Source organism: Labedella populi, assembly GCF_004078655.1.
Lineage (GTDB): Bacteria > Actinomycetota > Actinomycetes > Actinomycetales > Microbacteriaceae > Labedella > Labedella populi.
Genome location: NZ_RZNC01000001.1, coordinates 479,920 through 492,440 on the forward strand (window position 1 = coordinate 479,920; position 12,521 = coordinate 492,440).

General features: G+C 68.7%; 12 protein-coding genes and 2 tRNA genes. 11 read left to right on the forward strand and 3 right to left on the reverse strand.

The window, feature by feature from the left end:
• Positions 1-6: 6 nt before the first annotated feature.
• Positions 7-999 carry a diacylglycerol/lipid kinase family protein gene (locus ELQ92_RS02460; RefSeq protein WP_128497357.1) on the reverse strand — a complete coding sequence of 331 codons (993 nt, stop codon included), beginning with the start codon at positions 997-999 and terminating at the stop codon, positions 7-9.
• 34 nt (positions 1,000-1,033) lie between these two features.
• Here ELQ92_RS02460 and serS point away from each other — a divergent pair, with 34 nt between their 5' ends.
• From serS to ELQ92_RS02515, 11 genes are all read left to right on the forward strand, one after another.
• Entirely contained in the window at positions 1,034-2,299 is a 1,266-nt protein-coding gene (gene serS / locus ELQ92_RS02465) for a serine--tRNA ligase (protein ID WP_128497358.1), read from the forward strand.
• Positions 2,296-3,108, forward strand: a complete 813-nt coding sequence (locus ELQ92_RS02470) for an HAD family hydrolase (RefSeq protein WP_128497360.1) — start codon at positions 2,296-2,298, stop codon at positions 3,106-3,108. The genes serS and ELQ92_RS02470 overlap by 4 nt, the downstream gene beginning before the upstream one ends.
• 166 nt (positions 3,109-3,274) lie before the next feature.
• Positions 3,275-4,318 (forward strand): iron-siderophore ABC transporter substrate-binding protein, encoded by a 1,044-nt coding sequence (locus ELQ92_RS02475; protein ID WP_243694822.1) that lies wholly within the window; start codon positions 3,275-3,277, stop codon positions 4,316-4,318.
• Positions 4,318-5,373 carry a FecCD family ABC transporter permease gene (locus ELQ92_RS02480; RefSeq protein ID WP_208004237.1) on the forward strand — a complete coding sequence of 352 codons (1,056 nt, stop codon included), beginning with the start codon at positions 4,318-4,320 and terminating at the stop codon, positions 5,371-5,373. Before ELQ92_RS02475 ends, ELQ92_RS02480 begins: the two co-directional genes overlap by 1 nt.
• Before the next feature lie 88 nt (positions 5,374-5,461).
• Positions 5,462-6,466: a FecCD family ABC transporter permease gene (locus tag ELQ92_RS02485; RefSeq protein WP_128497996.1), complete on the forward strand. Its 1,005-nt coding sequence runs from the start codon at positions 5,462-5,464 to the stop codon at positions 6,464-6,466.
• Positions 6,463-7,263, forward strand: a complete 801-nt coding sequence (locus ELQ92_RS02490) for an ABC transporter ATP-binding protein (protein ID WP_128497361.1) — start codon at positions 6,463-6,465, stop codon at positions 7,261-7,263. Before ELQ92_RS02485 ends, ELQ92_RS02490 begins: the two co-directional genes overlap by 4 nt.
• 46 nt (positions 7,264-7,309) lie before the next feature.
• On the forward strand, positions 7,310-7,594 hold the full coding sequence (locus ELQ92_RS02495; RefSeq protein WP_128497363.1) for a GNAT family N-acetyltransferase: 285 nt from the start codon (positions 7,310-7,312) through the stop codon (positions 7,592-7,594).
• Between the two features lie 119 nt (positions 7,595-7,713).
• Positions 7,714-7,801: transfer RNA gene (locus tag ELQ92_RS02500), tRNA-Ser, on the forward strand.
• A gap of 173 nt (positions 7,802-7,974) precedes the next feature.
• On the forward strand, positions 7,975-9,252 hold the full coding sequence (locus tag ELQ92_RS02505; RefSeq protein ID WP_128497364.1) for an LCP family protein: 1,278 nt from the start codon (positions 7,975-7,977) through the stop codon (positions 9,250-9,252).
• 111 nt (positions 9,253-9,363) lie between these two features.
• Positions 9,364-10,623, forward strand: a complete 1,260-nt coding sequence (locus ELQ92_RS02510; protein WP_128497366.1) for an LCP family protein — start codon at positions 9,364-9,366, stop codon at positions 10,621-10,623.
• A 148-nt stretch (positions 10,624-10,771) separates the two neighbouring features.
• Positions 10,772-10,863: transfer RNA gene (locus ELQ92_RS02515), tRNA-Ser, on the forward strand.
• Between the two features lie 65 nt (positions 10,864-10,928).
• Here the strand turns inward: ELQ92_RS02515 and ELQ92_RS02520 are convergent.
• Both ELQ92_RS02520 and ELQ92_RS02525 read right to left on the reverse strand, forming a co-directional pair.
• Positions 10,929-11,639 carry an alpha/beta fold hydrolase gene (locus tag ELQ92_RS02520; protein WP_128497367.1) on the reverse strand — a complete coding sequence of 237 codons (711 nt, stop codon included), beginning with the start codon at positions 11,637-11,639 and terminating at the stop codon, positions 10,929-10,931.
• 53 nt (positions 11,640-11,692) lie between these two features.
• Positions 11,693-12,514 carry an alpha/beta fold hydrolase gene (locus ELQ92_RS02525; protein ID WP_128497369.1) on the reverse strand — a complete coding sequence of 274 codons (822 nt, stop codon included), beginning with the start codon at positions 12,512-12,514 and terminating at the stop codon, positions 11,693-11,695.
• Between the last annotated feature and the right edge of the window lie 7 nt (positions 12,515-12,521).

Consider the following 12,521-nt stretch of genomic DNA (forward strand, 5'->3'; position numbering starts at 1 on the left):
CCACGCCTAGCGGATCGACGCGAGCGGGACGCGGACCGCGAGGGCGCTCGGTCGTGTCGAGAAGGCGACGGCCGTGCCCGAACCGAAGTCGTCGCCGTCGAGCTCGACCTCGTTCGGCTCGTCGAGTCCGATGGTGACGCCCGAGCTGCGGAGGTAGGTGATGGTCTTCCCGGCCCCGCCGCGCGCGTTCGCCTCGATGATCTGTCGTCCGATGCTGAAGCGGCGGAGGGCGCGGTTCTGCCAGGAGACGCGGCGCCACACCTGGAACCAGCCGACGATGCCCTTGGGCTGGAGAACGGCGATGTCGAGGAGCCCGTCGTCGACCGATGCGCCCGGCAGCAGTTCGATCCCGCCGGGGAGCAGCCCGCAGTTGCCGACGATCACCGTCGAGACGTGTGCACTGTGCTCGTTGTGTCCCTGCAGTCGGTACCGGACCCGGAAGGGTCGCGAGGCGGGGATGGCGCGGAGCCCCGCATCGACGTAGGCGAGCCACCCGACCGCGCGCTTCAGCGCAGGATTCGTATTCGCCATGATCTGCGCGTCGATGCCCACCCCGGCCATGACGAGGAAGGCGTGCGCGTCCGTCGACCCGTCGCCACGGGCGATGCGGGCTTCTCCGATGTCGATGTTGCGAGTGACGCCCCTGAACGCGGTCGCCACGCTTCGCGAGACATCGGACAGGGGGAGGTCGAGGTTGCGTGCGAGCAGGTTCCCGGTGCCCGACGGCAGGATGCCGAGCGGGACGCCCGTGCCGACGAGCGCCTCCGCGACGGAGCGCACGGTACCGTCGCCGCCCGCCGCCATCACGAGGCCGGCGCCGGCTGCGACGAGGACGCGTGTGAGCCCGGCGCCCGGGTCGTCGACGCTCGTCGCGACCCAGCGCGTCTCGCCCCAGCCCTCGGCGACGGCCGTCAGCTCGACGATCGGTCGCAGCGCCCCGATGTCGATCTTCACGGGGTTGTAGACGACCGCGGCCCAGCGAGATCCCGCAGCACCCATGAGGACAACCTACCCGGCGCATAGACTGGGCTGCGTGATCGATCCAGTGCTCTTGCGTGAGAATCCCGACATCGTTCGACGCTCGCAGGAGGCGCGAGGGGCCTCCATCGAGGTCGTCTCGGAGGCGCTCGATGCAGACGCGGCCAAACGGGCCGCGATCACTCGGTTCGAGACGCTGCGAGCCGAGCAGAACGCGCACGGGAAGCGTGTCGCTCAGGCTCCGAAGGAAGAGAAGGCCGCTCTCGTCGCGCAAGCGAAGGGCCTCTCCGAGCAGGTCAAGGCGGCGCAGCAGGAGCAGAACGAGGCCGACGCGCGCTACGCCGCTGCGGTCGCGCAGATCCAGAACATCGTCCTCGACGGCGTGCCGGCCGGCGGTGAGGACGACTTCGTCACGTTGCGAGAGGTCGGCGAGAAGCCGACCTTCGACTTCGAGCCCCGCGACCACCTCGAGATCGGCGAGCTCCTCGACGCCATCGACATGGCGCGTGGAACCAAGGTCTCGGGGGCGCGCTTCTACTTCCTCAAGGGCATCGGGGCGCGTCTCGAACTCGCGCTCATGAACCTCGCCCTCGACCGCGCTCTCGAGGCCGGCTTCATCCCGCTCATCACTCCGACGCTCGTCAAGCCGGAGATCATGTCGGGCACCGGTTTCCTCGGTGCGCACTCCGACGAGATCTACTACCTGCCGGACGACGACCTCTACCTCACCGGCACGAGCGAGGTGGCGCTCGCCGGGTACCACGCCGACGAGATCCTCGACCTCTCGGACGGGGCCCTCCGCTACGCCGGTTGGTCGACGTGCTATCGCCGCGAGGCCGGGTCCTACGGGAAGGACACGCGCGGCATCATCCGGGTGCACCAGTTCAACAAGCTCGAGATGTTCGTGCACACGACGCCGGATGACGCCGCAGCGGAGCACGAGCGGCTGCTCGGCTACCAGGAGCGCATGATGGCCGACCTCGGTTTGTCCTACCGCGTGATCGACACCGCGGCGGGCGACCTGGGCTCGAGCGCCGCGCGCAAGTTCGACGTCGAGGCGTGGGTGCCGACGCAGGACGCGTATCGTGAGCTCACCTCGACCTCCAACTGCACGACCTTCCAGGCCCGGCGGCTCGGTATCCGTTCCCGTGGCGAGGACGGGAGGACGGCGCCCGTCGCGACCCTGAACGGAACGCTCGCGACGACACGGTGGCTCGTGGCGATCCTCGAGACGCATCAGCAGGAGGACGGCTCCGTCGTCATCCCGGAGGTGCTGCGCCCGTATCTCGGTGGCCTCGACGTCGCGGCTCCGCGCCGATGACGGCCGCGACACGACTCGTCGCACTCGACGTCGACGGGACGATCCTGCACGAGGACGCCTCGCTCTCAGACGCGGTGCGGGAGGCCGTTGCTGCCGTCTCGGCGCGCGGACACCTCGTCACGTTCGCGACCGGCCGCAGTTGGGCGTCGACGAAGCCCGTGCTCGACGCGCTCGGGCTCGCGCCGGAGTACGTCGTGTGCGCCAACGGCGCCCTCGTTCTCGCGCGTGATGACGAGGAGGAGTCGGGGTACCGTCGCCACCTCATCGAGACGTTCGACCCGCGCGAGGTGCTCGAGACGGTGCACGCGCAGCTCGACGACGGACGTTACATGGTCGAGCTCCCGAACGGTCACCGCAAGTACACGGAGGGCATGGCCGATTGGGACCTCGAGAACGCCGAGCAGGTGCCGTTCGACGGCTTGTCGGCCGAGCCGGTCCTGCGGGTCGTGGTCGTCGCCCCGAATCAGGACGAGCAGGAATTCCTCGAGCGCGTCGAGGCGATGGGACTCCACCAGGTCGCCTACTCCATCGGGTGGACGGCCTGGCTCGACATCGCCCCGAAGGGCGTGAACAAGTCGACGGCGCTCGAGGCCGTACGCGCGGCGCTCGACATCCCGGGTGATCGTGTCTTCGTGGCGGGCGACGGCCGCAACGACATCGAGATGTTCGAGTGGGCGGTCGCGGGAGGCGGGACGGCCGTCGCGATGGGCCAGGCGCCGGAGGAGGTCCTCGCTGCGGCGAACGCTCGCACCGGGACCATCGACGAGGATGGGCTCGCGGACGCCCTCACGCAGCACCTGCTGGACTGACCCGTCCGGTTCCGACCGGGCCGATTCGTCGAACGACGCACATTCGTCGGTCAGCGGGGTGACCTGGCGCGCCCACGGAGGCCGATCGTCCGGTTGGTCTTTCGCAGCGCGAGTGATGCCCTTAGGATAGGCAAGCCTAATCCCACCACTTCTCCGAAGGACATCCGTGCGCTCTTCTCGCAGAACCCTCTCCCTCGTCGCCCTCGCGGCCGCCGGCATGCTCGGACTCGGCGCGTGCTCGAGCGGAGCCGACACCGCTTCATCCGAATCCTCGAACGGAACGGCCGGTAGCGGCTTCCCCGTCACGGTGGAACACGTCTTCGGCGAAACCGAGATCGACGCGGCACCGGAACGCGTCGCAACGATCCAGTGGGCGAACCAGGACGTGGCCCTCGCGCTCGGCGTCGTCCCCGTCGGCATGCCGGCGCAGACCTATGGCGACGACGACGGCGACGGCATCCTGCCCTGGACCTACGAGAAGCTCGAGGAACTGGGGGGCACGGACGATCTCCCGGTCCTCTTCGACGAGGCTTCGGCACTCGACTTCGAAGCCGTCGCGGACACCGCGCCGGATGTGATCCTCGGCGGTTACGGCGGGTTCACCGAGGAGGACTTCGAGACCCTCTCGCAGATCGCTCCGACCGTCGCCTACCCGGACGCTCCCTGGGGATCCACCTGGCGCGAGATGGCCGAGCTCGACGGTGCGGCCCTCGGTATGGCCGATGAGGCGGACGCGCTCATCGCCGACGTCGAGCAGCAGATCGCCGATGCCATCGCGGCCGAGCCGGCCCTCGAGGGCAAGACCGCCATGATGGGCTACTTCACGCCCGGCGACTTCAGCAGCATCGGCTACTACTCGACGGACGACGCGCGCAACAAGTACCTGGCCGACTTCGGATTCGAGACCCCGGAGAGCCTCGCGACGCTCTCTGAGGAGAACGAGGAGTTCTTCGGCACGGTGAGCGCCGAGAACGCCGACACCTTCGACGACGTCGACATCATGGTCGTCTACGGTGACGAGACCACGCTCCCCGGCCTCCAGGCCGACCCGCTGCTCTCGCAAATCCCGGCCGTCGCGAACGGTTCGGTGGTGGTGCTTGACAACAACTCGCCCCTCGCCGCCTCCGTCTCCCCGACGGTCCTGTCGATCCCGTGGGCGCTCGACGAGTTCGTCGGGAAGTTCGCGGACGCCGCAGAGAACGCCGAGTGATCATTGCGCCCGCGCGCGTCGAGGCGCCGATCGGACCCTCACGGGCCCGATCGGCGTCCCGTCGCCGTCGCCGGGTGCTCGGTCTTCTCGCGTGCCTCGTCGGGCTCGTCGTCGTCGTGGTGCTGTCCGTCTCGATCGGTTCGCGCGAGGTGTCCCTTGCGGAAGTCGTGAGCGCGTTCACGGACCCCACGGCGACGGGCCTCGCCGAGGAGGCGGTGCGCGCGCGTGTCCCGCGCACCGTGCTCGGTCTGCTCGTCGGAGCGGCGCTCGGACTGGCGGGCGCCATCATGCAGGGCGTGACCCGCAATCCGCTCGCCGACCCCGGTATCCTCGGCGTCAACACGGGCGCATCGCTCTTCGTCGTCGCCGGGATCGCGTTCTTCGGCATGACGACGTTCACCGATTACATCTGGCTCGCGCTCGCCGGGGCGGCTGCGAGCGCGGTCTTCGTCTACACCGTGGGATCGCTCGGGCGCGGTGGAGCGACACCGCTGAAGCTCGCACTCGCCGGAGCGGCCACGACCGCGGCGCTCAGTTCGCTCATCAGTGCCATCGTGCTGCCGCGCGTCGATGCCCTCCAGGTCTTCCGGTTCTGGCAGATCGGCGGGATCGGTGGGGCCGACTGGGACTCGATGGTGATGGTCGTGCCCTTCCTCGCCGTCGGTGCCCTCCTCTCGTTGCTCTCCGCCCGGTCGCTCGATGCGCTCGCCCTCGGCGACGAGCTCGCGACCGGTCTCGGCGGCAACGTCGCGGCCGCCCGGGCCGTCGCCGCGCTCGGCGGCGTCCTGCTGTGCGGAGCGGCGACGGCGATCGCGGGCCCTATCGGGTTCATCGGGCTCGTCGTCCCGCACGTCGCGCGCATGCTCACCGGCAGCCACTACCGGTGGATCCTTCCGTACTCCGTGGGATTCGGCGCGCTCCTCCTCCTGCTCGCCGACGTCGTCGGACGTGTGGTGACCCGTCCCAGCGACGTCGAGGTCGGCATCATCACGGCCATCATCGGGGCGCCCGTGTTCATCGCCGTCGTGCGCCGTCAGAAGATCAAGGAGCTGTGACGTGACGCGAGAGTTCGTCGCCGCTCCTCCCCTCGGCGGGACCGGAGCCACCGGCGTGTCCGCGCCCCGAGCCGCCGAGAGCGTGCGGATGGCGCGGAGGCGGCGTGGGCGGCGTCGCGCCGCCGTGATCGGCGCCCTCGCCGCGGCGCTCCTCTCGGTGTTCCTCGTGACCCTGACCGTCGGCAACACCTTCTACCCGCTCGGCGACGTGATCCGTGTCGTCCTCGGCGAGCAGGTCCCCGGTGCGTCGTTCACGGTCGGGACTCTGCGGCTCCCGCGCGCGATCACCGGGCTCCTCGCGGGGATCGCCTTCGGCCTCGCGGGCGTGACGTTCCAGACCATGCTCCGCAATGCGCTCGCGAGTCCCGACGTGATCGGCATCACGTCGGGAGCGAGCGCCGCCGCGGTATTCGCGATCACGGTCCTCGGCACCGGGGGAGGTGTGGTGTCGCTCCTCGCCGTCATCAGCGGACTCGGCGCGGCCCTCGCGATCTACCTGCTCGCCTACCGCAACGGGCTCTCGGGAGCCCGCCTCATCCTCATCGGGATCGGCGTCGGCGCGATGCTCGACAGCGTCGTGAGTTATCTGCTCCTCAAGTCGAGCTCTTTCGAGGTGCAAGCGGCGCTGCGGTGGCTCACCGGCAGCCTCGGGAGCGCGTTCTGGGAGGGCATCCCGCCTCTCGCGCTCAGCCTCCTCGTGTTGCTCCCGCTCATCATCGTCCTGACGCGGCGGCTCACGGCCTTGCAGCTCGGTGACGAGTCGGCGACGGCGCTCGGCGTGCGCGTCGACCGAACGCGCCTCCTGCTCATCGTCGTGGCGGTCGCCCTCGCGGGTGTCGCGACCGCCACGACGGGCCCCATCGCGTTCGTCGCGTTCCTCTCCGGCCCGATCGCCGCGCGGCTCGTGGGAGGCGGGCGCTCGCTCCTCATCCCCGCCGGTCTCGTCGGTGGTCTCCTCGTGCTCACGGCCGACCTGCTCGGGCAGTTCGCCTTCGACACGTCGTTCCCCGTGGGCGTCGTGACGGGCGCGATCGGTGCGCCGTACCTGCTTTATCTGCTCATCCGCTCGAACCGCTCGGGAGGCTCCCTGTGACCGTGTCCCACTCGCTCGAGGTCGACGGCGCGACCGTCGCGTATGGCGATCGCGTCGTACTCGACGGCCTCGACCTGATCGTCCCGCCCGGGCGCATCAGCATCATCGTGGGCGCCAACGCGTGCGGGAAGTCGACGCTGCTTCGCGCGATGGCGCGACTGCTCGCGCCGACGAGCGGCTCCGTCCTCCTGGACGGCGCCCCCATCAGGGCGATGCCCACCAAGAAGGTCGCGACCGTCCTCGGCCTTCTGCCGCAGACGCCCATCGCGCCGGAGGGGATCGTCGTCGCCGACCTCGTGGGCCGCGGCCGCTACCCGCACCAGGGGCTCTTCTCGCGGTGGACGGCAGCCGACGACGCGGCGGTCGCCGAGGCGCTCGAGGCCACCGGCTCGCTCGAGTTGGCCGAGCGGCCCGTCGACGAGCTGTCCGGCGGCCAGCGTCAGCGCGTCTGGATCTCGATGGCCCTCGCGCAGCAGACCGACGTCCTCCTCCTCGACGAGCCGACGACGTTCCTCGACGTCTCGCACCAGGTCGACGTGCTCGACCTCGTCACCGATCTCAACCGCGCCCGCGGCACGACCGTCGTCATCGTGCTCCACGACCTCAATCTCGCCGCCCGCTATGCCGACCACCTCTTCGCTGTGAAGGAGGGCCGCATCTTCGCGTCGGGCACACCGCGAGAGGTCGTGACACCCGAGACGGTCGAGGCCGTCTTCGGGATGGCGTCGCGCGTCATCGACGACCCGGTGACGGGCACCCCCCTCGTCGTCCCGATCGGTCGCCACCACTCCCTCTGAGCGACCGAAGCACTTCCGCGAGGGGAAGCAGGCGCAGAATAGGGGCATGACGACGAACGAGTTCGCGAACGAGCACGACGCCTCCCGGTACACGATGCGCCGCGACGGCGTGATCGTGAGCGCGCTCGACTACAACGACGACGGCCGCACCGTCTCGTTCACCCGCGCGTTCACGAACCTTCCGTATCGTGGCAACGGTTACGCCGCCGAGCTCACGGCCTTCGCCGTCGACGAGGCGGAGAAGGCCGGCCGCACCGTCATTCCGATGTGTTGGTACGTGGCGGACTGGTTCGCCGAGCACCCGGAGCGCGCTCACCTGCTCTCGCGGTAGGCGCGATGCACCCCCAGATCGGGGGCTGTTTCAGCGCGTTCACAGAAGGTGCTGGCAGACTCGATCAATCCGCATCGGATACACTCGGGGTCCGGCCGTGCCTGCACGACCGATCTCCGGGAGGGCTGTCCGAGCGGCCGATGGAGCTGGTCTTGAAAACCAGTGGGCAGAAATGTCTCGTGGGTTCGAATCCCACGCCCTCCGCCACAGATTCACGGGCCACGAGACACGCCTCCGCACCCAAGCGGCGGATCGCCCACTCGAGACGGTGATGCTCGCGCATCCCCGATCGGTGCATCGGAAACGACGACGATGTCGGGAGCCACGGCTCCGTTCTCCCCCCGACCCAGCGCACGTTGCGCGATCCGAAAGGCACCCTTGTGAGCGAAAGCCGCCGGTCCTCACGCCGTGTCGCCACCGACCCCACCATCACCCGGCACGCGCGCCGTCGCCGTCGGAATCCGTTCGCGACCGGGCTGCGCGTCGTCGCCGCATCTCTCGCCGTCCTTCTCGTGAGCGGCGGAACGGTCGCCGCGTACGCACTGTGGGACGTCGTCTCCGATGTGAAGCCCGCCGTGACCCTCGCGGGGCAGGACCCGAACGTTCCCAACATCGACGCGATCGACGGCGGCGTGAACCTCCTCCTCGTGGGCAGCGACAGCCGCGAGGGGCAGGGCGAGGCCTACGGTGATCCCACCGAGGAGACGAGCGTCCTCAACGATGTGACGATGCTCATGCACATCTCGGAGGACCACTCGAGTGCGACGGTCGTCTCGTTCCCGCGCGACCTCTTCGTCCCGATCCCCGAGTGCCCGAAGCTTGACGGGACGGGCACGTACCCGGCGATGTCGTCGCAGAAGATCAACACCACGCTCGGATACGGCGGACTCGCGTGCACCGTCCTCACGGTCGAGGCGCTCACGGGCCTCACGATCCCGTTCGCGGCGGAGGTGCAGTTCAACGGTGTCATCGCCCTCTCCAACGCCGTCGGCGGCGTCGAGGTGTGCGTGGCCGAGCCGATCGCCGACGACTACACCGACACGTACCTCGACGCGGGCACCCACACGCTGCAGGGCAAAGAGGCGCTGCAGTTCCTCCGAACCCGCCATGGCGTCGGCGACGGTTCCGACCTCGGACGCATCAGCAACCAGCAGGTCTTCCTCTCCTCCCTCGTGCGCACGCTGCAGAGCTCCGAGACCCTGTCGGATCCCACGAAGCTCTTCGGCATCGCGAAGGCGGCGGCGAGCAACATGCAGCTCTCGACGAACCTCGCGAACCTCAACACCATGGTGTCGGTGGCGATGGCGCTCAAGGACATCCCGCTCGAGCAGATCTCGTTCCTGCAGTACCCCAACGCCTACGGCTCGAGCGGGGGCCAGCAGGGCGTCCTGCCCCTCGACTCTGCCGCGGAGCAGCTCTTCGACGCCATCAAGGCGGACAAGAAGCTGAGCATCACGGGTTCGACGGGAGTCGGGTCCGTCACGGATCCGAACGCTCCGGCGACCGAGGAGACGGAGACTCCGGCCGACACGGATCCCACGCCGCCCGCCGACACCGAGACCACGCCTCCTCCGTCCGCTGACGACGCCGTCGAGCTCCCCGACACGATCGAGGGTCAGACGGCGAGCGACCGCACGTGTTCGAAGGGCAACAACTGAGTTCCGGGCGCTCGACCTTCTGAACTCGACGGGCCGTGCGGTCCCGAGCGATCGCCCGTGTTCGGCGGCCAACAACCGAGTTTCGGGTCGGAGCCCCTCTACACTCGACGAATGGCCCGTTCGACCCGAGACCCCGAGCAGACCGTGACGCGACACGCGCGCGGGCACCGACGGGGCCCCGTCGGTGCAGCACTTCGTGGCGTCGCGATCGCTCTCGCCGTCGTCCTCGTGAGCGGAGCCGCCGTCGCGGCTTACGCGGTGTGGGACATCGGCTCGGGCATCGCCGGAAACGCCGTCGACATCGGTCAGGACGGTGAAGCGGCGCAGATGCCGTCGGGCATCGGCGAGCTCGAGGGCGGGTTCAACATGCTCGTCATCGGAGCGGACAACTCGGCGAATCAGAACACCTCCGCCTACGGCAAGCGCGACGTGACGCTCAACGACGTCAACATGCTCGTACACGTCGCCGAGGATCACCAGAGCGCCGTCGTCGTGAGCTTCCCACGCGACCTCGTGATCCCCGTCCCCTCGTGCCCGGACCCCGACACGGGGGAGGTGCACGCCGAGGAGTACGCGGCCATGATCAACACCGCTTTCGCCAAAGGCGGGGAGAAGGGCGGCCTCGGGTGCGTGGCCGCGACCGTGACCGAGCTCACGGGCCTCGACATCGACTACGCCGCCCAGTTCACGTTCGCGTCCGTCATCCAGATGACGAACGCGCTCGGCGGCGTCGAGGTGTGCCTCGCCGACCCGATCAAGGACCGGTTCTCGGGACTCGACCTGGACGCCGGCGTGAACACGATCCAAGGGGAGCAGGCCCTCCAGTTCCTCCGCACACGGAAGGCCGTGGGCGACGGCAGTGACCTGTCCCGCATCGCCCTCCAGCAGACCTACATGTCGTCGCTCGTGAAGAAGCTCAAGAGCGACGGCACCCTCGGTGACGTGACGAAGCTGTACGGCATCGCGAAGGTGGCCTCCGAGAGCTTGTCGCTCTCGCGCAACCTCGCGAACATCAACGCGATGGTGTCGATGGCGCTCACCGTGCGGAATCTCGACCTCGAGAACATCCAACTCGTGCAGTACCCCGTGGGTGAGTCCCCGGCGAATCCCAATCGGGTCGTGCCGCAGACAGAGACGGCCGATCAGCTCATGGCCGCGATCGCGGCGGACACGGCGTTCACGTCCGACCCGGAGGCGCGCCGCGTCGGCGTGGAGGATTCCGAATCCGAGACGCCCAGCGCCCCTGAGACGGAATCGGCTCCGCCCTCGACGCCGGCGCCGGGCGAGACCGCCACCACGCCCCCGAGCGGAGTCATCGACGGGCTCGTGGGCCAGTCGGCTGCACAGGAGAGCTGCGTCGTCAAGAACTGAGCGTGGTCGCTGAGCCTGCCGAAGGGCAGCCGACCTGACGCTGCCGTGCCCCGCTTCGACGAGTTCGACGACCGAATACCGCTGTGGTTGGGTGAGCACCGCGCGTCCGTTATGCTGGAGGCCGTGCGTCGGCTCGATCGGCGCACATGGAGACGTCGCATAGTCCGGCCGAGTGCACCACCCTGCTAAGGTGGAGTCCCCTTATGGGGACCGAGGGTTCAAATCCCTCCGTCTCCGCCACTGATTTTCGTCGGATCGAGTCGGGGGGCGCCCCGCGGCGCGGGCCGTCCCCCGACTCGCGCTGTTCAGGACGCGTCGACGAACGCGTGCGCGGTGGCCGAGACGATCACGTCTGAGACCACGCCGGGCTGGGTCAGGAAGACGGCATGGCTCCCTTCGGTTGTGGTGATGTCCGCCCCGGCCCGACGTGCCATGTGGTGGAGCATCGCCGAGTCGAAGGCGTTGTCCTCCGTCGCGATCACGGCCCAGCTCGGTTTGGTACGCCAGGCCGCGTCGCCGACGGCGGCCGCGAACACCGCCATGTTCACGGGGACCTGGCTGTCTCGCAGGAAGTCCGCGTCGGCCTCACTCGCATCCGCAGCGAAACCGCTCGCGAACTTCTCGGGGTTGAGGAAGCCGTAACCGTCGTCGCCGATGTCGATCACGAACTCGGGCGTCGGGCCGAACCCCTCGTACTGCTGCCCGGAGGTCTCGCCCGAGTCCGGGATGAGGGCCGCCACGTAGACGAGACCCACCACCTTCGCATGTGATCCCGCTTCGGTGATGACCGTGCCGCCCCACGAGTGCCCGACGAGAATCGTGGGCCCGTCCTGACGATCCAGCACACGGATCGTCGCGGCGACGTCGTCCTCGAACGAGGTGAGGGGGTTCTGCACGAGCGACACGCGGTAGCCACGAGCCGTGAGGTTGTCGTACACCCCCCGCCAGCCGGATCCGTCGGCAAACGCCCCGTGCACGAGCACGACATTCTTGATTCCCTCTGTGGTGGTGTTCATGTTCTCTCCCTTTGGTGTGTTCCGTCGATGGTGTCTTCAGTCGGATGGTGTCTTCACTCGGAAATGAAGGCGAGGATGTCTTGGCCGAGCTCGAGGCGGAAGGCGCCGTCGATGCCGTGAGGTGCGCCCGGGTAGACCTTGAGGGTGCCGTGCTTCACCAGGTCGATCGCTCTGAGGGCGGCGCCGTCGATCGGCACGATCTGGTCGTCGTCACCGTGGGCGATGAGGATCGGCACGGTCAGTGCCTTCAGGTCTTCGGTGAAGTCGGTCTCGGAGAATGCTTTGATGCAGTCGTACGCGGCCGCGAGGTTCACGAGCATCCCCTGCCGCCAGAAGTCGTCCCTCGCCCCCTGAGACACGGTCGCACCCGGTCTGTTCGCTCCGAAGAACGCTTCGGTCAGGTCCTTGTAGAACTGCGAGGCGTCCTTCAACACACCCGCGCGGATGCCGTCGAAGACCTCGAGGGGGAGACCACCCGGGTTGGTGGCCGACGCCACCATCTGCGGCGGCACGGCTCCCACGGTGATGACCTTCGCCACGCGGCCGGCGCCATGCTGAGCGGTGTAGCGGACGACTTCTCCCCCACCGGTCGAGTGGCCGATGACGACCAGGTCCTTCAGGTCGAGGTGCTCGACGAGTTCGGCGAGATCCTTCGCGTAGGTGTCCATGTCGTTGCCGTAGTACGTCTTGGACGAGCGTCCGTGGCCGCGGCGGTCATGGGCGATCGCGCGGTATCCGTTGTCGGCGAGGAGCTTGACCTCGACCTGCCAGGCGTCTGAGCTGAGCGGCCAGCCATGGCTGAGCAGAACCGGCCGCCCTTCTCCTTGGTCGGTGTAGTAGAGCTCGGTGCCATCGGTGGTGGTGAAAGTGGGCATGTCTTCT

Bases quoted from the DNA above. Each gene is read 5' to 3' on its own strand.
- ELQ92_RS02460 (WP_128497357.1), bottom strand. From the start codon at position 999: ATGGGTGCTGCGGGATCTCGCTGGGCCGCGGTCGTCTACAACCCCGTG.
- ELQ92_RS02470 (WP_128497360.1), top strand. From the start codon at position 2,296: ATGACGGCCGCGACACGACTCGTCGCACTCGACGTCGACGGGACGATC.
- ELQ92_RS02485 (WP_128497996.1), top strand. From the start codon at position 5,462: ATGGCGCGGAGGCGGCGTGGGCGGCGTCGCGCCGCCGTGATCGGCGCC.
- ELQ92_RS02495 (WP_128497363.1), top strand. From the start codon at position 7,310: ATGACGACGAACGAGTTCGCGAACGAGCACGACGCCTCCCGGTACACG.
- ELQ92_RS02510 (WP_128497366.1), top strand. From the start codon at position 9,364: ATGGCCCGTTCGACCCGAGACCCCGAGCAGACCGTGACGCGACACGCG.
- ELQ92_RS02520 (WP_128497367.1), bottom strand. From the start codon at position 11,639: ATGAACACCACCACAGAGGGAATCAAGAATGTCGTGCTCGTGCACGGG.
- ELQ92_RS02525 (WP_128497369.1), bottom strand. From the start codon at position 12,514: ATGCCCACTTTCACCACCACCGATGGCACCGAGCTCTACTACACCGAC.